A 20070-nucleotide genomic window follows, 5' to 3' on the forward strand; every position below is an offset into this window, starting at 1 on the left:
CCGAAGGGGTCACGTCGATCGTGGTCAGTCGCGGTAGAGCGGCTGGGGCGGGTAGTACAGCGGTCCGAGGATGGAGAGCCACCGAGTGTAGATCTCGTACCAGGTGCCGTCGGCGCGGATCTGGTCGAGCACGCCGTTGACGAATCGCACGAGATCGGGCTGGTCCTTGTTGACCCCGATGCCGTAGGGCTCCTCGCCCAGGCTCGCCCCGACGACATGGACGTAGGGGTCCTGCGCGGCGAGCCCGGCGAGGATCGCGTCGTCGGTGGACACCGCGTCGACCCCGCCCTGCTGCAGCACCACCAGACAATCGGCCCACGTCGACACCGACGCGACGCGCACGCTCGGCACCCGTTGCTGCAGTCGCGCGATGGAGGTGGTGCCGCGGGCAGCGCAGACACGCTTGTTCGCGAGGTCGTCGATGCCGTTGATCGATGACCCGCGTAGCGCCAGGATGCGTTGTGACGCCTCGTAGTACACCGTCGAGAACGCGATGTCCTGCAGTCGGTCGCAGGTGATGCTCAGTGTCTTGACCACGAGATCGACCTCGCGGTTCTGCAGCGCCGAGATCCGTTCGTTGGAGTTGAGTATCCGGTACTCGATGCGGTTGGGGTCACCGAAGATGGCGAGAGCGATCTGCTTGGCGATGTCGACGTCGAAGCCCTCGATGTCACCGCTGATCGGGTCCCGGAAGCTGAACAGGTTCGAGCCGACGTCGAGCCCGACGATGAGGCGTCCGCGCGCGAAGATGCCCTCCATCGCCGAGCCGGTGGGCATCCGCCCGACCGGTGGCATTGGGCCGGGCCGCAGGCTGCCGGTCTCGCAGGAGGCCTGATCGGGGACCTCCTCACGCGGGGCGTCGGTCGTGAGTCCGGGGGGTGTCGGGATGGTCCCCGAGGCCGAGGGGGGTGCGTCGTCGGGGGCGGGCACGCGCAGACATGCCGACGCGGTGAGCGCGACGACGGCGAGGAGGAGCACGGCGAGCAGTCGCCGGCGGGACGTCATCGGTACTCCCGGATGCGCGGGGTCATGCCCAGCGCCGAGGTCGCCGCGGCCAGCAGGCCGAGCACGAGGGCTCCGCTGCCCACGTATCCGATGACGACGCGAGCGGTGTTGATGTCGTCGCGGAAGGCGGTCCGGGTACGCGTGATGCCGTCTATGAGTGCGCGGTCGAGGGTCATGTAGGCCTGCGCGGCGCCGTTCGCGGTGTTGCCGACGGCCATCGCGGTCGCGCCGTTGAAGTCGCCGGCGTTGGACCGCTCGATGGTCGCGGCGTGTGCGGTCTGCCATGTCGACAGTGCCGCCAATGCGCGCTGCACCGATTCGCGGGCGTCGGTGTCGTCATCGTCGTCGGTGTCGGCGAGATAGGAGTTGAGGGTGGCCGCGATGCGGCCGTTCGCGCTCACGAACTGGTTCTGCAGCGTGGCCTCGTCGCCGCGGCGCACCAGCGACAACGTCTCCGCCGATCGGGCCTGCTGGGTGAGGATGCGCGCGGAGGTGAGGTCGCGCAGCGGCTGGGCGCCGCGCGTCTCGGCGCTGTTGGTCGCCGACACCGACAACAGGCTGCCGACGAGCACCCACAGGGCGGCGACGACGGTGAACCCGATCGCGAGCAGCAGACCCAGGTTGAGACGGCGACGGGTCCGTCGGGCCAGGTACTGGTGGGTGGCGATCAGCGCGACGAGCAGAACGGCCAGCGCGGCGTAGACCCCCCACGGCGGATCGGTGAAGCGGTTCTGCGGATCGCTGATCGCCGTCGAACGCGCGGCGTAGAGCCGCTGCGCCGCGGGCAGGATCGTGGTCTGCATGAGGTTCGAGGCCTCGCCGAGGTAGGCCGATCCGACCGGGTTCCCCAGTCGGTTGTTGGTGCGCGCCGATTCGACGAGACCGGTGTAGACGGGCAGTTGCTCGGCGAGCGAGTTGAGGTCGTCGCGGACGGTGGTGTTCTCCTCGGCCGTCCCGCTCGCCGCCTGGATCAGGGCCTGGGATGCCGTCGCGATGGCCGCCGAGTAGCGGCTGCGGAGGGCGGCCGGTTCGAGTCCGCCGGAGATGAAGGCCGCGTTCGCCGACGCGTCGGCGATGGACAGGTCGCTGTAGAGCACCTGTGACGACTCGGCGATCGGCTCGGTGTCGGAGATGGTCTGCGCCAGCGCCGCGGTCCGGTTGTCGAGAGAGGTCGACGCATACCAGCCGGTCGCGATCGCGCCGATCACCAGGATGACCGCGATGAGGAAGAGCTTGCCGGGACTGGTGCCCGCGAGTTGGCGGATGGTGGCCAGCGGTGATCGCGCCTGATCGCGCGCCAGGGCCATCAGTTCGCGTCGTTCGGCGCGCGCCCCGCGGGAGGTGAGCGAGCCGCGTCGCTCGGTGCGGCGTCCACCCCGCCGGGTCCGGAGCAGTCCGCCGGGCCGGGTCGCGGCGGGCCCGGAGCCGTCGGGTCGGGAGTCGACGGATTCCGATGGCCCACGGATCAGCCGGGAGCGCAGGGACGCCGCGTCGCCGGTCACTGGTGGGTCCCTTCCGTGCGGACGGTGCAGATGTACCTGTCCGACTCTAATCGCGCAGCGCCTGCCCATGTCCGCAACTCCGACGCCGTCACCTCATCTCGGTACGGTTGTGACAGTGCGGCGACCTGCAGGTCGCCCGGGGAGAGAGACGAGGTCCGACAGTGCGAGGCGACGGTGACGGGTGGGTCTTCGAGTCCGACGGCGCCCGACACTGGGGTCTGCACGGCGCGGCGGGACTGTTGCTGCGGGCTCCCCTCGACGACGGATCGGTCGGCATCCTGCTGCAGCACCGTGCGCTGTGGTCGCACCAGGGAGGTACCTGGGGACTGCCCGGCGGAGCCCGCGACTCCCACGAGTCCGCCCGCGACACCGCGGTGCGGGAGGCCGGCGAGGAGGCCGGCATCTCCCACGACGACCTCACCGTCCGCGACGAGGTGCTGACCCATGAGGCCGCCAGTGGCTGGACCTATCACACGGTGATCGCCGACGTCAGCGCCCCGCTGGAGACCGTCGCCAACGTCGAGTCGTCGGAGCTGCGGTGGGTCGCCGAGCACGTCGTCGACGAACTCCCGCTGCACCCCTCGTTCGCCAAGGCCTGGCCGGCCCTGCGGACCCACATCACCACCGAACTCCCCGAACTGGGCTGATCTCGCAGGTCAGCCAACTGCGGGCTCAGTCCCGTCGGCCCGCCTCTGATCACCGCAGTCGATTGGCCGCGGCGATCATCGCGCCGACGCCGGCAAGCGCCGGATCGGCCGCGATGCCCATGCCCCAGGCCCGACGGCCGTCGATGTCGCACTCGACGAAGGTCACGGTGTCGCCGCAGACCGACTGCTGATGCAGGCCGATGATCTCGATCGCGACGCCGAGCGAGTGCAACATCGCCGTTGCCGCGCCCAGTGGTCCGACGGCGGTGGCATCGACGGCGCAGATGCGGTCGCCGACGGCGAGCGTGGCGCGGAAGTCGACGAGGTCGTCGTGGGCGGCGACGGCCGACCATGTCCCCAGGCGGATCGATCCGGACACGGCGTGGCCTGCGCAGAAATCGCGCCAGTCGAGGGTCTCGGCCGATGCGCGCAGAGCGCGCGGCAGGGGAGTGGCGAACCGGTTCGACGCCGGTTCGAAGGATGTGGATGTGGTGGCGAACATGAGTGGTCTCTCAGGAAAGAAGGAGGACCGAGAAGACGAGCGCACAGCGACCCCGCAGCGGGGGGTCGGTCGGATCAGACCCCGCTGCGGCGGGCTACGAGAAGAATGCGCGTCATGATCCGAAGAGGATAGATCAGTCGGCGATCGGGACACAACCGTCACCGATGCCGAGGGGCACGTGGACTGTCCACACGCCGCGCACCATCGGTGCGATCTGTGTACGCACTCGCGTCAGCTGTCGGGCGTGAGGAGCGATCGCAGGCGCGCAGCCGCGGCGCGCGGGTCGGGAGCAGCGGTGATGGCCCGGACGACCACGATCCGGCGTGCCCCCGCGGCCACCACCTGGGCGACGCGCGTCTCGTCGATGCCGCCGATGGCGAACCACGGCAACCGGGTGGCGCGGGCGGCCGTCGTCTCGACGAGTCCCAGGCCCGCAGCGGGTCGGCCGGGCTTGGTCGGGGTGGGCCAGCAGGGGCCGGTGCAGAAGTAGTCGATGTCGGGATCGGCGTCGGCCGCGGCCGCCTGCGCCGCATCGTGGGTGGACCGACCGATGACGGTCCCGCGCCCGACGATCGCACGGGCGGCGGCGGGTGGGAGGTCGTCCTGTCCGAGATGCAGCACATCGGCCGAGGCGGTCGCGGCGATGTCGGCGCGATCGTTGACCGCGAGCAGCGCCCCGTGCCGCCTGGTCAGAGCCGCCAGCTCGCCCAGCAGGTCGATCTCCCGGGCGGCCTCGAGCGTCCCCAACTGCTGTTCACCCGGGGACCCCTTGTCGCGCAGCTGCACGATGTCGACGCCGCCGGCCAGCGCGGCGTCGACGAAACCCATCAGGTCGCCGCGTTCACGACGGGCGTCGGTGCAGAGGTAGAGCCGGGCGTCGGCCAGTCTCGCGCGCGTGTCCACCCGCTCGACCCTAGAGGTCGGCTCGCCGGCGGACGATCACCGCGGCGTAGGGTCGAGGGCACACACACGGGGGCCCGAGGGATGAATCGGGCTGAGATCGCGGCTCACCGCCGCCGACCGTCGCACCTGATCCGGGTAATGCCGGCGAAGGAAGGGAGTGGATTGCGTGAGCGCACGTCTGGCCGTCGTCGGCGGTGGTGTCATCGGGTCGATGATCGCCTGGCGCGCGGCCCGGAACGGTTGGCGGACAACGCTGCACGCACCCGACATCGACGGCGCGGGCACCTCGGTTGCCGGTGGGATGCTCGGCTGCGCGGGAGAGGGTCGGCCCGGCGAGGACGCGCTCCTCGAGTTCGCACTCGCCGCACGTGACCGGTGGCCCGCGCTGCTGGCCGACCTCGAGGGGTCCGGCGTCGACACCGCCGACATCATGGTCGCCGCGGACACCCTCCTGGTTGCCGCCGACAGCTCCGACTCCGGGCACCTGCGCGCCGTGATCGATCACCTCGCCGCCTTCGACATGCGACCTGAGCCGGTTGACCGGAACCGGATGCGTTCGGCGGCAGCGATGTTGGGATCGGGAGTGCGCCGCGGGTACCTGGCGTCGGGTGAGGGTGCCGTCGACAATCGCGCCCTGCTGGCCGCGGTGCGGTGCGGTGCGCACAGTGCGGGGGTCACCGTGACGACCGAGAAGTTCTGCCGCATCGACGATCTCGACGCCGACCAGGTCGTCGTGGCCACGGGTTCCTGGGCGCCCGACCTCATCGAGGGCGCGCCCGTCACCGCCGAGAAGGGCGAGATCCTCCGGTTGTCGCGGCCGCCGTCCGCGCCACCACCGCCCGACGTCGTGGTGCGCGCCCGATGGCGGGGAAGGTCGGTGTACGTCGTCCCGCGACGCGACGGCGTCGTGGTGGGAGCCACCCAGTACGAGGCCGGCGACCGCGCCGACACCGCACCCCGCGTGGGCGGGGTGAGCGACCTGTTGATCGACGCCACCGAACTCATGCCGGGCCTCGCCGAGTACCGCGTCGCCGAGATCGGCTCGGGGCTGCGCCCCACCACCCCGGACGGGTTGCCGCTGGTGGGGCGGTGTGACGACCGCACCGTGGTCGCGGTCGGGCACGGACGCAACGGCATCCTCACCGCACCGTTGACCGCCGAGATCGTCGTCGACCTGCTCGACGCCGCACCATCGCCGCCGACGTCACCGTGGGTGGCCCGCCTGGACCCCCGGAGGTTCGCATGACCGAGAACGCGCAGGTGTCGATCCGTGTGAACGGCACCGACCGCGACCTCCCCGCAGGTATCACCGCCGCTCGACTACTGGCCACACTCGGACTGCCCGAGCGGGGTGTCGCCGTCGCCGTCGACGACGCGGTGCATCCGCGCTCGGCCTGGGACCGACCGTTGCCCGCCGGCGCGCGTCTCGAGATCCTCACGGCGGTGCAGGGTGGCTGACATGGGCGCTGGTCTCGCGACAGCAGGCCTTGCCATCGGCGGGCACCGGTACTCCTCGCGACTGATCATGGGTACCGGCGGCGCCGCGAATCTCGATGTGCTGGAACGCTCTCTGGTCGCCTCGGGTACCGAACTGACCACCGTGGCGATGCGTCGCGCCGACGCCGGCGGCGGAACGGGCGTCATCGACATGCTGCGACGGCTGGACATCGCGGTGTTGCCGAACACCGCAGGCTGCCGCACCGCCGCCGAGGCGGTGCTCACCGCGCAGCTCGCGCGCGAGGCCCTCGAGACCGATCTCGTGAAACTCGAGATCCACGGCGACGACCGCACCCTGCTGCCCGACCCGGTGGAATTGCTCGACGCCGCCGACACCCTCGTCGACGACGGTTTCACCGTGCTCGCCTACACCAGCGACGATCCGATCGTCGCCGCCCGACTCCGCGACGCCGGCGTCGCGGCGGTGATGCCGCTCGGGTCGCCGATCGGCACCGGACTCGGGATCGCCAACCCGCACAACATCGAGATGATCGTGGCGTCGGCCGCGACACCGGTCATCCTCGACGCCGGGGTCGGCACGGCCAGCGACGCGGCGCTCGCGATGGAACTGGGCTGCGACGGGGTGTTGCTGGCGTCGGCGGTCAACCGCGCCGACGACCCGCCGATGATGGCGCAGGCCATGGCCGCGGCGGTGCACGGCGGCTTCCTGGCACGCCGTGCCGGACGCATCCCGCGCCGCTTCTGGGCCCAGGCATCGTCCCCCGCGCGGGACTGAAAACGCCGGGCGACGTCAGACGGCGGTGTCTCGCGTCTGCTTGGCCAGGTACATGGCCCGGTCGGCGTCGCGCACGAGGTCCTCGGGAGCGGCGTCGCGTGACGACGCCACCCCCACGCTGATGGTCAGCGGTCCCGATGCGCCGGTGTCGGCGCTCTGGATCCGCCTCGTCATCTCCGCCACATCGGGTCCGTCCGAGCGGGTGAGGATCGCGAACTCGTCCCCGCCGTGGCGCGCGACGATGTCGCCGGGTCCGGCGATGAGGGTCAACGCCGTGGCGACCGCCCGCAGGTACTCGTCGCCGACCGCATGTCCGCGGGTGTCGTTCACCGACTTGAAGCGGTCGACGTCGCAGAACAGCACGGTCACCTGGGGTCCGCCGACGCGGGCGTCGTTGAGGGCCGCGCCGAGCAGTTCGATGAAACGGGTGCGGTTGAGCAGGCCGGTCAGCGGATCGGAGACGGCCCTACGGAAGAGGTCGGCCTCGGCGATCTTGCGGGTGGTGACGTCGTGGAGTTGTTCGAGGACCGCCGACGGGCTGCCGTCGAAGCTGTGCAACACCACCGACGTCGCGTCGACCCACACACTCGAGCCGTCCGCGCGCAGGAGTCTGGCCTCGTACGCCGACCCGTCGCCCCCCGCGGCGATCGCGGCCTCGACGACGAGACGGTCGTCGGCGTGGACGCGGTCGAGAAGTGTGGTGCCGATCAGGTCGTCGTCGGTGACGCCGAGCATGGCCTGCAGGGCGGAGTTGGTCCGGCGCACACGCCCGTCGACGTCGCGCAACGCCATCCCGATGGGCGACGACGCCATCACGGTGTGAAAGACCTCGACGGCCGCGTCGCGGGCCTGCTCGGCCTCGATGCGTGCGGTCACCTCGCGAAACGACGACTGCAACTGATGCGGTCGGCCACGCCGGTCCCGGATGAGCTGCCCGATGACCTCGGCCCACAACATCGCACCGTCGGCGCGCCACATGCGGACGGTGACCGTGACGGGGTCGGACCCGTCGAGCAGCGCGGCCAGGGTCGCGTCGGCCAGGTCGACGTCGTCGTCGTGGACGAGCTCGAAGACGTTCGTGCCGAGCAGTTCCGCGGGCGGACGGCCGAAGACGCGACCGGCCGCCGGCGACGCCCACAACCAGGTGCCGTCCAGCCCGTGGATGCCGACGACCTCGTGGGACCGCTCGGTGATCATGCGGAAGGTGCGTTCGGACTGCGCGAGACGCAGCTCGGCGGCGCGGGGTCCGTCGATGACGGAGAAACACGACAGCGCGGCACCGGGTGGTCGCGGCTCGTCGTGCGGGAGCATGTGGGTGTCGACGCGAAGCCACGTGTGTTCGCCGGCCGCGTCGCTGCCGCGTTGCACGCCGAGCAGCACCCCGGACTGGGGTCGACCGGTGCGCAGGGTGGTGTTCGCCGGCAGTTCGTCGCCCGCCACCGGATCGCCGTCGACGGTGATCGCCGACCAGCGTTGATCGACGATCGTGCGTCCCAGCAGTTGCTCGACGGTCAGCCCGAGGATGGATGCGGCGGTCGGGGTGCCGGCGACGAACCTCCCGTCGGCGCCGCTGATGATGACGCCGAACTCGGTGACCGGAATTCGACCCAGCACGCGCGCGGCCATCGACTCGAGTTCGGAGTTCGTCCACGAGGCCTGCCCGGGGGTGGTCGGAGAACCGGGTGATGTCACTGCGCTGTCTCCGCCTTTCCCGCAACCGAACACCGCCCCGAACCGCACGTCGACGATACCGTCCGCAGCCACCTCGCCCCGACGATTCTCCGACCTTCGACGCCCGCGCCGTCGCGGTTTGTCAATCCATCGACCGATCCGCCGGGATGGTCCGACTGGCATAGTCCGAGGAGTGATCAACGTTCAAGGACTGACCAAGACCTACGGTGCCACCCGTGCGGTCGACGACCTCACGTTCGAGGTGAAACCCGGCATGGTCACCGGCTTCCTGGGCCCCAACGGCGCGGGCAAGTCGACCACCATGCGGATGATGCTCGGACTCGACAACCCGACCTCGGGCACCGCCACCATCAACGGCCGCCCGTACCGCGAACTCACCGATCCGCTCCGCCAGGTCGGTGCCCTGCTCGACGCGAAGTGGGTGCACCCGAACCGTTCGGCACGCTCGCACCTGCGGTGGATGGCCGCGGCCAGCGGTGTACCCGTCAGCCGGGTCGACCAGGTGCTCGAGGACGTCGGGCTCACCGCCGTCGCGGGCAAGAAGGCCGGCGGGTTCTCCCTCGGCATGTCCCAGCGCCTCGGACTCGCGGGTGCGCTTCTCGGCGACCCCGGCGTCCTGCTGTTCGACGAGCCGGTCAACGGTCTCGATCCCGAGGGCATCGTGTGGATCCGCAAGTTCATGCGGGCACTGGCCACCCAGGGCCGCACGGTGCTCGTGTCGAGCCACCTCCTGACCGAGATGTCCCTCACCGCCGATCATCTCGTGGTGATCGGTCAGGGACGTCTGATGGCCGACTGCTCGGTGAAGGAGTTCACCAGCCAGGCCCAGCGGATCGTCACCGTCCGCAGTCCGCAGCTGCCGCAGCTGCACACCGCGCTCGTCGCCCAGGGCCTCGCGCCCGCACCGGCCGCCGACGGCTCGTCGGCGATGACCGTCCCCGACGTCACGACCGACCAGATCGGCGAGATCGCCGCGGCCAACTCGATCGTGCTGCACGAGCTCTCGGGCAGCACCGCCTCCCTCGAGGAGGTGTTCATGGCCCTGACCGCGAGTTCCGTGCAGTACAGCGGGGCGAAGAACACCGCACCGGGATCGGGCGCGCCGACGAACTTCCCCGGAGGACAGCAGTGATCACCAACGCCATCAACGCCGAGCGCATCAAGCTTCTGAGCACCAAGTCGCCGTACTGGTGCGTCGGGATCGTGGTGGTCCTCGGCATCCTCATCGCGGTCCTGGTCGGCTTCGCCGACTCGTCACTGAGCGCGTCCGAACCCCTGCTCGGGGCACCGGGATATCTCATCGGTGTCACCCAGTTCGGCGTGCTGGTCCTCATGATCATGGCCGTCCTCGCGGTGACCAGCGAGTACCGGTTCGGGACCATCCGCACCACGTTCCAGGCCATCCCCGCCCGCTCGAGCGTCATGTACGCCAAGGCCGTCGTCTACGGCGGCGTGTCCTTCGTGGTGACCCTCGTCCTCGCGTTCGTGGCCGTCCCGCTCGGCAAGGCGCTGGCCGGTGACCGGTCGAGTCAGGTCGATCTGCTGGGCGGTGACGCCGTGCGCCAGTACTGGGGCGTGCCGGTGTACATGGCGCTGTGCGTGCTGATCGGCCTCGGTGTCGGCGCGATCGTGCGGCAGAGCGCGGGCGCGATCGTCATCGTCCTCATCTGGCCGCTCGCACTGGAGCTCATCCTCTCGAGCATCCCGAAGGTGAAGGTCGTCGCGCCCTACCTGCCGTTCAACAACGCCAGTCGGTTCCTCGCGGGCGGGTCCGACGTCAACAACAGCGGCGGCAGCATCGACTACCCGTGGAACGACTACGGCTCGTTGATCTACTTCGCCGTGTGGGCGATCGGCCTGTTCGCGGTCGGCATCGTCCTGACGAACCGACGCGACGCCTGAGCTCTCGCGCTCCCCGCTCGACCCTCTCGACTACGGACCGGCGACCCGCCACAGCGGGTTGACCGGTCCGTGGCCTTTCCCGAGGGGATAGGACCAGCGGATCGACTCGCTCACCCACGCCTTGGCGAAGGTGGCGGCGTCGGGCACCGACATCCCGTGTGCGAGAGCCGAACACATCGCCGAGGCGAGGGTGTCGCCGGCGCCGTGATCGTGCGGGGTGTCGATGCGCACGTGCTCGAACTCGAGGAACTCGGTCCCGTCGTAGAGGATGTCGGCGCTGCGCGGGCTGCTGCGCAGATGACCGCCCTTCACCATCGCCCACTGCGCGCCCATCTCGTGCAGCACGACCGCGGCCTGCCGCTGGGTGTCGCCGTCGACGACGTCGATGCCGGTGATCAGCCGGACCTCGTCGAGATTCGGGGTGACCACGGTCGCGATGGGGATGAGTCGGTCACGCAGGGTGTCCATCGCCTCGGGTGCCAGCAGCTGGTGACCGTGCATCGACGCGCACACCGGGTCGACGACCAGGGGGATGGCGCGGTCGCGGCCCAGTCCCACCTCGGCCGCGACGTCGACGATGGCGTCGATGATCGCGCCGTTGGCGAGCATCCCGGTCTTCATCGCCTGCACGCCGATGTCGGTGACCACCGCGCGGATCTGCCCGGCCACGACCTCCGGGGGGATGGTGTGCACCGCGCTCACACCGAGCGAGTTCTGCACGGTGACCGCGGTGACCGCGACGCATCCGTGCACCCCGGACAGGGCGAAGGTCCGCAGGTCGGCGGCCACCCCGGCGCCGCCACCGGAATCGGTGCCCGCGATCGTCATCGCTCGGACCGGGGTGGCGCCCAGGGGCGCCGACGGCAACAGGTTCATCGGTCCATCATCCCCGTGCGGTGGCGGGATCGCCGTCACGTGGCGGTGGCCGGGGTGATGTCGAGATAGACCTGCTTGCCCGCCGCGACGAACTCCCGCGACTTCTCGTCCATCTTCGCCGCGAGCATCGCGTCGATGTCGGCCTGGGTCTCGAGGTTGTTGTCCTCGGCGTACTGCCGTACATCCGCCGAGATCCGCATGGAACAGAACTTCGGTCCGCACATCGAGCAGAAGTGCGCGGTCTTGGCGGGCTCGGCCGGCAGGGTCTCGTCGTGGTACTCGACGGCGGTGTCGGGATCGAGCGACAGGTTGAACTGGTCGTTCCAGCGGAACTCGAAGCGCGCCTTCGACAACGCGTCGTCACGCTCCTGCGCTCGCGGGTGCTCCTTGGCGAGGTCGGCGGCGTGGGCGGCGATCTTGTAGGTGATCACCCCCACCTTCACGTCGTCCCGATCAGGAAGTCCCAGATGCTCCTTGGGGGTGACATAGCAGAGCATCGCGGTGCCGGCCTGGGCGATCATCGCCGCGCCGATGGCGGAGGTGATGTGGTCGTAGGCGGGCGCGATGTCCGTGGCGAGCGGGCCCAGTGTGTAGAACGGGGCCTCCTCGCAGAGCTCCTCCTCGAGACGCACGTTCTCGACGATCTTGTGCATCGGCACGTGCCCCGGGCCCTCGATCATCACCTGCACACCATGCGATTTCGCGATCTTCGTCAGCTCACCGAGGGTGCGCAGCTCGGCGAACTGCGCCTCGTCGTTGGCGTCGGCGATCGATCCCGGGCGCAGACCGTCACCGAGGGAGAAGGTGATGTCGTAGCGGGCGAAGATCTCGCAGAGCTCGTCGAAGTGGGTGTAGAGGAACGACTCCTCGTGATGGGCGAGGCACCAGGCGGCCATGATCGATCCGCCGCGCGAGACGATGCCGGTGACGCGTTTGGCGGTCAGCGGCACGTAGCGCAGCAGCACGCCGGCGTGCACGGTCATGTAGTCGACACCCTGTTCGGCCTGCTCGATCACGGTGTCGCGGTACATCTCCCACGTGAGCTTCGTGGCGTCGCCCTTGCATTTCTCGAGCGCCTGGTAGATCGGGACGGTGCCGACGGGCACCGGCGAGTTGCGCATGATCCATTCGCGGGTGAGGTGGATGTCGTCGCCGGTGGACAGATCCATGATGGTGTCGGCGCCCCAGCGGGTGGCCCACACCATCTTCTCGACCTCCTCGGCGACCGATGACGTGACCGCCGAGTTGCCGATGTTGGCGTTGACCTTCACCGCGAAGGCCTTGCCGATGATCATCGGCTCGGACTCGGGGTGGCGGTGGTTGGCGGGGATGACCGCGCGCCCGCGGGCGACCTCCGAGCGGACCAGTTCGACGTCGACACCCTCGCGGGCGGCGATGAACCGCATCTCCGGGGTCACGAGACCCGCACGTGCCCAGGCCAACTGGGTCGCGGCGCCGTCGATGGCCTCGGGTCGCTGCCAGGTGTCGCGGGTCGTGGGCAGTCCGCGGTCGAGGTCGATGGACGCGTCGGTGTCGGTGTACGGACCCGACGTGTCGTAGAGGTCGAGGTGGTCGCCGGTGGACAGGTGCACGCGACGGAACGGAACGGCCATGCCGTCGACGTCGCGCAGGTGCTTGGAGCTACCCCGGATGGGACCGGTGGTGATGGCGGCAGAATCGTGCATCGAGTTCATCTCCCTACGCCGGCATTACCCGGACAGGTTCGGTCGGTCGGCGGCCGCCTGCCGCCATCTCAGCCCTCGGTTCGCGAGAGCCCCCGTGCGTTTTCGGTTGTGTGGTCGTGCGTCGAGCACATGCATCGCGGTGCTCACCGGCAACCGTACGCGATCGTTGCGGTGCTGTGATCGGCTCCAACGCCCTCGACTCGATGTGGTTACGAGTGCCTGAACCTTGGAAAAACTACGCCACCGTAGGTACGAGCCGATGTACTGTGATGGCTGTCACATTCGAGAGGAGGTCGCTGATGCAGGTCCGTCGCAAGAAGAAGCCACCGCAGTCGGCGCAATCGATCCTGCACCAGATCTCCGAGGTGGTGCACAACGCCGACCGCGACCGGTTCGAGCTGTACGTCGCGGGCGACCTCGTCGGTGTCCTCGGCTATCAGGTCGACCAGGTCGACGGTCAACGCGTGATGACCGTGCTCCACACCGTCCTCTACGACGAGTTCACCGGGCACGGTCTGGCCTCGCGTCTCACCACCGGCGCGTTGCAGTACGTCGTCGACACGGGCGCGAAAGTGCGTCCCATCTGCACGTTCACCCGCCACTACCTGGCCACGCACCCCGGCGTCGCACCCATCGCCGCCTGACCGACGGCGTCTCTGGCGTCTAGTTAGGTTACCCTCGCCTCACTGACACTGAGGAAGAGGGAGCAACCATGGGTGAGTCCACGACGGCGTCGCCGTCCAAGGGATGGCAGGGCGCGGTCCTCAAGCTGTTCGGCGCCACCGACTTCACGATCACCGTGACCGGGTCGGAGGTCGTCACCGATTCCTATGTCCGGGTGTTCTTCACCGGCGGCGGACTGCTCGAGAAGACGCCCGTCCACCCCACGATGTGGGTGCGGTTGTGGTTCGAGGCCGACGGCAGCCTGCACCAGCGTGGCTATACCCTCGTCGATCCCGACCCCGCATCCGACAGCTTCGCCATCGAGTTCGCGGTCCACGAGGGCACCGCCGCGCGATGGGCCCAGCACGTGACGGCCGGCGAGACCATCAACGCGACCGTGATGGGCTCGAAGTTCGCCTACCCCGATCCGGCGCCCGCGGGCTGGTTCCTCGCCGGCGACGCCGCATCGCTCGCCGCGATCAACTCCCTGCTCGACGCGATCTCCGCCTCGGACGCACCCGAGGTGCCGGTGACGCTCTGGTTCGAGTACCAGCACCCGAGCGACCGCGATCTGCCGCTGCGCGCCCGCCCCGGTGACACCGTGCACTGGATCCCGCGCGGCAACGGCTCGGCGGTGGTCGACGCCGTCCGTGCGGCCGCGACGCCGTCGCCCGATCACCACGGGTGGGTGGCGCTGGAGGCCGCGGCCACCCGCGCCGTCACGTCGATCCTCAAGAAGGACTTCTCGCTCGGCCGGAAGTCGGTGACCTCGATGGCCTACTGGACCGAGGGCAAGTCCGCGGGCTGATCCCCGTCGAGTGCATCCCCGTCGAGCGCGCGCCGGAGTGCGGCCTTGTCGATCTTGCCGACCGCGGTCACCGGCAGCGACGACCGCGTGCACACCGTGTCGGGCAGCTTGAACGTCGCCAACCCGCGCTCGGCGAGGAACCCGCGGACCTCGCCGAGCGACGGTGCGGCGGACGCGGCGACCGCGCTCGAGATCACCAACACCGCGCAGATGCGTTCCCCCAGAGCATCATCGGGCAGCCCGACCACCGCGGCCTGCGCGACGGCGGGGTGCGCGAGGAGGTGCTCCTCGATGTCGTCGGCGGCCACGTTCTCACCCGCGCGCACGATGGTGTCCTTGATACGGCCGGTGACGGCGAGATGTCCCGACGACAGGCGTCGCACGCGGTCACCCGAGCGATAGAAACCATCCGCGGTAAACGACCGCGCGTTGTGTTCCTCGGCGCGGTAGTACCCGCGGATCGTGTACGGCCCGCGGGTGAGCAGTTCCCCCTCGACACCGTCGGCGACGTCGTGCCCGTCGGGGTCGACGATGCGCACCTCGTCGAGCTCCGACATCGGCGCACCCTGCGACTCGTGGACCAGTGCACGGGGATCGGTGAGGCGGGTGTAACAGATCAGGCCCTCCGCCATCCCGAACACCTGCTGGACCACGTCACCGAGAGCGGCGTCGATCGCGACAGCGTCGGGGTGGGCCAGCTTCGCCCCGCCCACCTGCAGAAGCCGCAACGACGACAGATCGGCGGGCTCCCACTCGGTGGCCGCGCACCACACCTGGGCGAGCGCGGGGACCAGGGCGGTCACGGTCACGCCGTGGCGTTCGATGATCTCGAAGGCGTTGTCGGGACTGGGGTTGTCGGTGAAGACGGTGTGCGCGCCGACGGTGAGGGCGCCGAACAGGCCCGGGCAACACAGGGGGAAGTTGTGGGCGCCCGGCAGTGCCACGAGGTAGACGTCGCGAGCGGTGAGTTCGGCGATCTCGGCGGACCGTCGGGCGTTGTAGCGGTAGTCGGCGTGGGTGCGCGCGATGAGTTTCGGCAGTCCGGTGGTCCCGCCCGACACCAGGAACAGCGCGGGCAGCTGGGGATCGACCGCCCCCGGGTCGACGTCGCTCGACAGGCTCGCGGGGTCGGCGTCGGGCGGAGCGGGGTGGGAATCGCCGCCCTCGACGAACACCGCGGCGACCGCGGGGACGCGGTCGGACAACGCCGACGCGATCGCCGGTGCGTCGCCGACGTAGGCGACCGCACCCGCGGTCTCGGCGAGGTGTGCGAGCTCGGTGACGCGGTGGGCGGGCAGCGACATCACCGGGACGAGACCCGCGCGCAGCAGACCGAGGAGGTTGACGGCGAAGGCGGCAGAGTTGTTCTGGTGCAGGATGACCGGTGCGCCGGGCGTGAGACCGGCACCGAGGAACCCGGCAGCACGACGACGGGCTGCTGCGGCCAGCTCGGCGTAGGTGAGGCTGCGGTCGGGGTCGCTGACCGCGGGAGCATGCGGGGTACGCGTGGCGGCGTCTTCGAGCAGGCCCCACAGCGGTGCATCGTCCACGACGCCGGCGGCGCGATACCGCTGCAGGGCGTCGGGGTCGTGGGGGACGAAGCCGGTCGCGAGATGTGCCGTGGGGGCGGGTGTGGGCTGGGCCATGGCGACATTCAATCACGACTACGTTAGGGTAGCCTTTCCATACCCGGTGGCTCGTCGATCCGGGCCCACATGACTCCAGGGAAGCAGACTCATGTCGTTGACCTTCGACGCCGCACCACTCGACACCCCCACTCTCGACCATTCCGGTGAGGCCGCACGGGTGATCGCCGCGTGGGCGGCGGCAGGGGAGTTCGGCGACCACGTCGCGTACGAACGCGATCGACGGTGGACCTTCGCGGCCGGTGTTCGATCACGGATCGTGCTCACCCGCAACGAGATCCGCATAGAGGACGGCGAACACGAGTCGACCGAGACGTGGACCGGCGAGCCGGCAGACGCACTGCGGAAGGCGGTGTCGTCACTGCCCACGGGCGGCGACTGGCGCGTCTACGGCTGGGTGGGCTTCGACTTCTGTGCGGCCCGGCACGGCCTGCTCGACCATGTCGCCGCCGACGCCGTCCTGGCGCATCTGATCGTCCCGGAGTTCGAGGCCCACGTCGACGCCGACGGCATCGACACCGGCACCGCCGATCCCACCCGCGCCGGCCGCCTGCGCGAACTCGCCCGGGCCGCAGCCGATCCCGCGGGGAGCCGCGAGGTCGACGTCGACACCGACACCGACGACTACCGCGGCCGGGTCGCGACATCGATCGGCGAGATCGCGGCCGGTCGCTACCACAAGGTCATCATGTCGCGGGAGGTGTCGATACCCTTCGCCGTCGACATCCCGGCCACCTACGCACGCGGCCGTGCCGCGAACACCCCGGCGCGGTCGTTCCTGCTGTCGCTCGGCGGGTTGTCCGCGGCCGGGTTCAGCCCGGAACTCGTCGTCGCCGTCGATGCCGAGGGTGTCGTGGTCACCGAACCGCTGGCGGGGACCCGTGCCCTCGGCGAATCGGCCGAGGCCGATCTGGCTGCGCGCGACGACCTGCTGTCGGACGGCAAGGAGATCGCCGAGCACGCGATGTCGGTGCGGGCGTGCGTCGACGAGATCGCCTCGGTGTCGCGGTCCGGTTCGACCACGGTCGACGAGTTCATGGAGGTGCGCCGCCGCGGCAGCGTGCAGCACCTCGCCTCGACCGTCAGCGGCCGCCTCGACGCCGGCGTCGACGCGTGGGACGCACTCGCCGTGTTGTTCCCGTCGATCACCGCGTCCGGCATCCCGAAAGCCCCGGCTCTCGAGGCGATCTACCGTCTCGAACCCACCTCGCGGGGGCTGTACTCCGGTGCGGTGATGACCGCCTCGTCGACCGGGGAGCTCGAGGCCACGCTCGCCCTGCGCACCATCTTCGCCGATTCGGAGCATGCCTGGCTGCGGGCGGGAGCCGGGATCGTCGCCGCCTCGACACCGGACCGCGAGTTCACCGAGACCTGCGAGAAACTCCGCAGTGTCGCCCCCTACGTGGTGCCCGCCCGGTGACGGCCGATTCCGGGGCTCGCGACATCCCTGCGGTCACCGTCACCGACCTGGTGAAGGCCTACGGCGGGGTGCGGGCGCTGAGTGGCATCTCGTTCACCGCCGCGCGCGGCGAGGTGCTCGGACTGCTGGGCCCCAACGGGAGCGGTAAGACGACGACGGTGTCGGTGCTGTCGACCCTGCAGCGGCCGACGACCGGGACCGCGCGGATCTGTGGCCACGACGTCGTCGACGACGCGGGCCGCGTGCGCGAGTTGATCTCGCTCACCGGCCAATACGCCTCGGTCGATCCCGGACTCACCACCGCGGAGAACCTGGCGGTGTTCGGTCGACTCACCGGACTGCGTGGCCGGCGCCTGGCGCACCGCATCGACGAACTGGTCGAGCAGTTCGACCTCGGCGCTGTCCGCGGACGGCGGGTGGGGCAGCTCTCGGGTGGGATGCGCCGCCGTGTCGACATCGCCGGCGCCCTGGTCACACGACCGGAGGTGGTGTTCCTCGACGAGCCGACAACGGGTCTCGATCCGCGCAGCCGTGCCGCGGTGTGGGACACCGTCGCCGGGCTCCGCGACGCCGGCATCACGGTGGTGCTCACCACGCAGTACCTCGAGGAGGCCGACCGCCTCGCCGACCGCATCGTGCTGCTCGACCGCGGCGCGGTGGTGGCGACGGGGACTCCCGGACAGCTGAAGTCCAGCGTCGGGGGTGCGGTCTGCGAGATCACCGTCGCCGACGGCGAGAACGCCGTCCGCGCAACCGCTCTGCTCGCCGGGTTCGAGCTCATCGACGTCGAGGAGAACCCGTCGGCCCCGTCCTCCGAACCGGGGCAGACGCGGCTCGTCGTGCGCGCGCCCGAGGGTGTGGGCACGGTCGGCGAGGTCATCGCCCGACTCGACGGCGTCGCCGACGACGGGCACCGTGTCGAGGTCATCGACATCGGTCTCCGGCGCCCGTCGCTCGACGAGGTGTTCCTCCAACTCACCGACACCCCGGCATGACCGCTGTCCTCGACCGCTCGTCGGTCGGACTGGTGTCGGCGTCGACGACGTTGGCGGGTCGGAAGATCCGCGCGGCCGTCCGCTCCGGCGACGCGACGTTCGCGCTGTTGAGCCCCGCTGTCTTCTTCGTCTGCTTCTACACCCCGCTGCACCGTCGATTCGAGGCCGGCGGCGGTGACTACGCCCAGTTCCTCACCCCGCTGATCCTGGTGCAGGCCGGGCTCTTCGCCGCCATCGCCGCCATCGAGTCGGCGGGAGCCGACGCACGCGCCGGGACGCGGATGCGGATGATGTCGATGCCGATCTCCCGCCTCGCGCCGGTCGTGGCCCGCATGACGTGGGTGTCGGTGCGGATGGTGATGTCGATCGCCGCGGGTGTGGCGATCGGTGTGGCGCTCGGGTTCCGATTCGACGGATCACCCACCGACACCGCGCTGTTCGTGTTCCTGCTCGTCGTGTTCGCGGTCTCGGTCAGCCTGCTCACCGACGCGGTGGGCACCGTCGTCACAGGATCGGCCGCGATCGCCGGCGTCCTGATGATCCCCCAACTCGTGCTGGTGATGGCCTCGACCGGGCTGGTGCCCGCCGAGGGCTTCCCGGGATGGGCGCAACCTTTCGTGCGCAACCAACCGGTGTCGGTGCTCACCGAGGCGCTGCGCGATCTCGCGTCGGGACGTGACGTCGATGACGTCGCTGTCACCGCGTGGTCGGTGGGGCTGTTCGCGGCCGGCGTGCTCGCCGTCACCGTCGCCGGCCGACGACAGTTCCACCGATGACCGCGGGACACGCTGCGGCGCAGAGCACACCGACCCGCGCCTCGGTGGGCGTCGGACGTCAGGCGGTGGTGCACGCGTCGGCGCTGCTGCGCACGTGGTCGCGTGACCCGGGCATCGTGGTGCAGGCGGTGGTGTTCCCCGTCTTCCTGTTGCTGATGTTCCACCTCGTGCTCGGCAAGACCATCACCTCGATGGGCAGCGGCGACAGCATCGTCGGCACCACCGGGCTCGTCGCGCTCGTCGGCGCACTCTACGGGACCGTCGCGGCCGCACTCACCGTGATCGCCGACCGCGATTCTGGAGTCCTCGCGCGCCTGTGGACCCTGCCCGTGCACCGCTCGGGCTTTCTCGCCGGACGCCTGCTCGCCGAGGCCGTGCGCACCGCGATCGGGACGGTGGTCCTGTTCGCCGTCGCGATGACGATGGGGTTCGGTTTCGATCAGGGGATCGCCGCCGCGGTCGGTGCCCTCGCCGTCCCGGTGGTGTTCGGTGTCGGCGTGGCCATCCCGGTGATCGCGCTGGCGACCGTCGCCGCAGGACGCGAGGTGGTGCAGCTGCTCGGAGGCGCGTTCCTGTTCCTGCTGTTCTTCACCACCGGATTCGCCCCGCTCACCGAATACCCGGGGTGGATCCGTCCCGTGGTCGCCCACCAACCGATGAGCCCGGCGATCGACGCCATCGCGGGTCTCACCGACGGCGGACCCGTCGCGGTCCCGCTGGCGACGACCCTCGCCTGGGCGCTCGGGTTCGCGATCGTGTTCGGACCGCTGGCGATGCGTGGCTACCGACGCGCCGCCGCAGGACCGCGATGACCC

General features: G+C 70.2%; 20 protein-coding genes and 1 riboswitch. Of the genes, 12 read left to right on the forward strand and 8 right to left on the reverse strand.

What is annotated here, in order from left to right; translation table 11 throughout:
* Positions 1–24 precede the first annotated feature (24 nt).
* Positions 25–1005, reverse strand: a complete 981-nt coding sequence (locus tag OG579_RS16095; RefSeq protein WP_045821637.1) for a glutamate ABC transporter substrate-binding protein — start codon at positions 1003–1005, stop codon at positions 25–27.
* The gene (locus OG579_RS16100; RefSeq protein WP_045821638.1) at positions 1002–2507 is read right to left on the reverse strand and encodes a hypothetical protein; all 1506 of its coding nucleotides are present in this window, start codon (positions 2505–2507) and stop codon (positions 1002–1004) included. Before OG579_RS16100 ends, OG579_RS16095 begins: the two co-directional genes overlap by 4 nt.
* Before the next feature lie 161 nt (positions 2508–2668).
* Here OG579_RS16100 and OG579_RS16105 point away from each other — a divergent pair, with 161 nt between their 5' ends.
* Entirely contained in the window at positions 2669–3154 is a 486-nt protein-coding gene (locus OG579_RS16105) for an NUDIX hydrolase (protein ID WP_328856762.1), read from the forward strand.
* A 49-nt stretch (positions 3155–3203) separates the two neighbouring features.
* Here the strand turns inward: OG579_RS16105 and OG579_RS16110 are convergent, their stop codons facing one another.
* Both OG579_RS16110 and thiE read right to left on the reverse strand, forming a co-directional pair.
* A complete protein-coding gene (locus tag OG579_RS16110; RefSeq protein ID WP_328856763.1) occupies positions 3204–3656 on the reverse strand; it encodes a hypothetical protein in 453 nt (150 codons plus the stop codon).
* Between the two features lie 231 nt (positions 3657–3887).
* Positions 3888–4559: a thiamine phosphate synthase gene (gene thiE, locus OG579_RS16115; RefSeq protein WP_328856764.1), complete on the reverse strand. Its 672-nt coding sequence runs from the start codon at positions 4557–4559 to the stop codon at positions 3888–3890.
* A gap of 56 nt (positions 4560–4615) precedes the next feature.
* A riboswitch (TPP riboswitch) is annotated at positions 4616–4729 on the forward strand.
* On the opposite strand from thiE, the gene thiO reads away from it, so the two are divergent.
* From thiO to thiG, 3 genes are all read left to right on the forward strand, one after another.
* Positions 4726–5805, forward strand: a complete 1080-nt coding sequence (thiO, locus tag OG579_RS16120; protein WP_328856765.1) for a glycine oxidase ThiO — start codon at positions 4726–4728, stop codon at positions 5803–5805. Its footprint overlaps the riboswitch before it by 4 nt.
* On the forward strand, positions 5802–6017 hold the full coding sequence (thiS, locus tag OG579_RS16125; protein WP_328856766.1) for a sulfur carrier protein ThiS: 216 nt from the start codon (positions 5802–5804) through the stop codon (positions 6015–6017). The genes thiO and thiS overlap by 4 nt, the downstream gene beginning before the upstream one ends.
* A gap of 1 nt (position 6018) precedes the next feature.
* On the forward strand, positions 6019–6792 hold the full coding sequence (gene thiG, locus OG579_RS16130; protein WP_328856767.1) for a thiazole synthase: 774 nt from the start codon (positions 6019–6021) through the stop codon (positions 6790–6792).
* 15 nt (positions 6793–6807) lie between these two features.
* On the opposite strand, the gene OG579_RS16135 is transcribed toward thiG, so the two are convergent.
* On the reverse strand, positions 6808–8484 hold the full coding sequence (locus OG579_RS16135; protein ID WP_328856768.1) for a sensor domain-containing protein: 1677 nt from the start codon (positions 8482–8484) through the stop codon (positions 6808–6810).
* 172 nt (positions 8485–8656) lie between these two features.
* Between OG579_RS16135 and OG579_RS16140 the strand changes: the two genes are divergently transcribed.
* Positions 8657–9616 (forward strand): ABC transporter ATP-binding protein, encoded by a 960-nt coding sequence (locus OG579_RS16140; protein ID WP_045821646.1) that lies wholly within the window; start codon positions 8657–8659, stop codon positions 9614–9616.
* The gene (locus OG579_RS16145; RefSeq protein ID WP_328859270.1) at positions 9616–10386 is read left to right on the forward strand and encodes an ABC transporter permease; all 771 of its coding nucleotides are present in this window, start codon (positions 9616–9618) and stop codon (positions 10384–10386) included. Before OG579_RS16140 ends, OG579_RS16145 begins: the two co-directional genes overlap by 1 nt.
* A gap of 30 nt (positions 10387–10416) precedes the next feature.
* Here OG579_RS16145 and thiD read toward each other — a convergent pair whose 3' ends face one another.
* On the reverse strand, positions 10417–11262 hold the full coding sequence (gene thiD, locus OG579_RS16150) for a bifunctional hydroxymethylpyrimidine kinase/phosphomethylpyrimidine kinase (RefSeq protein WP_045821647.1): 846 nt from the start codon (positions 11260–11262) through the stop codon (positions 10417–10419).
* Between the two features lie 35 nt (positions 11263–11297).
* Complete coding sequence (thiC, locus tag OG579_RS16155; RefSeq protein WP_082501642.1) at positions 11298–12947, reverse strand: phosphomethylpyrimidine synthase ThiC; 1650 nt, start codon at positions 12945–12947, stop codon at positions 11298–11300.
* 299 nt (positions 12948–13246) lie between these two features.
* Between thiC and OG579_RS16160 the strand changes: the two genes are divergently transcribed.
* Together OG579_RS16160 and OG579_RS16165 are read left to right on the forward strand one after the other, a co-directional pair.
* The gene (locus OG579_RS16160; RefSeq protein ID WP_045821649.1) at positions 13247–13591 is read left to right on the forward strand and encodes a GNAT family N-acetyltransferase; all 345 of its coding nucleotides are present in this window, start codon (positions 13247–13249) and stop codon (positions 13589–13591) included.
* A 68-nt stretch (positions 13592–13659) separates the two neighbouring features.
* Positions 13660–14418 (forward strand): siderophore-interacting protein, encoded by a 759-nt coding sequence (locus OG579_RS16165; protein ID WP_328856769.1) that lies wholly within the window; start codon positions 13660–13662, stop codon positions 14416–14418.
* Here the strand turns inward: OG579_RS16165 and OG579_RS16170 are convergent.
* A complete protein-coding gene (locus OG579_RS16170) occupies positions 14388–16064 on the reverse strand; it encodes a (2,3-dihydroxybenzoyl)adenylate synthase (RefSeq protein ID WP_328856770.1) in 1677 nt (558 codons plus the stop codon). The genes OG579_RS16165 and OG579_RS16170 overlap by 31 nt on opposite strands.
* Before the next feature lie 91 nt (positions 16065–16155).
* Between OG579_RS16170 and OG579_RS16175 the strand changes: the two genes are divergently transcribed.
* The 4 genes from OG579_RS16175 to OG579_RS16190 are packed head-to-tail and all read left to right on the forward strand — an operon-like array spanning position 16156 to position 20067.
* On the forward strand, positions 16156–17484 hold the full coding sequence (locus OG579_RS16175) for a salicylate synthase (RefSeq protein WP_328856771.1): 1329 nt from the start codon (positions 16156–16158) through the stop codon (positions 17482–17484).
* Entirely contained in the window at positions 17481–18479 is a 999-nt protein-coding gene (locus tag OG579_RS16180; RefSeq protein ID WP_328856772.1) for an ATP-binding cassette domain-containing protein, read from the forward strand. The genes OG579_RS16175 and OG579_RS16180 overlap by 4 nt, the downstream gene beginning before the upstream one ends.
* Positions 18476–19255 (forward strand): ABC transporter permease, encoded by a 780-nt coding sequence (locus tag OG579_RS16185; RefSeq protein WP_328856773.1) that lies wholly within the window; start codon positions 18476–18478, stop codon positions 19253–19255. The genes OG579_RS16180 and OG579_RS16185 overlap by 4 nt, the downstream gene beginning before the upstream one ends.
* A complete protein-coding gene (locus tag OG579_RS16190) occupies positions 19252–20067 on the forward strand; it encodes an ABC transporter permease (protein ID WP_328856774.1) in 816 nt (271 codons plus the stop codon). The genes OG579_RS16185 and OG579_RS16190 overlap by 4 nt, the downstream gene beginning before the upstream one ends.
* The last annotated feature ends 3 nt before the right edge of the window (positions 20068–20070 follow it).

The sequence above is a fragment of the Williamsia herbipolensis genome, from assembly GCF_036153515.1.
Taxonomy (GTDB): domain Bacteria; phylum Actinomycetota; class Actinomycetes; order Mycobacteriales; family Mycobacteriaceae; genus Williamsia_A; species Williamsia_A herbipolensis.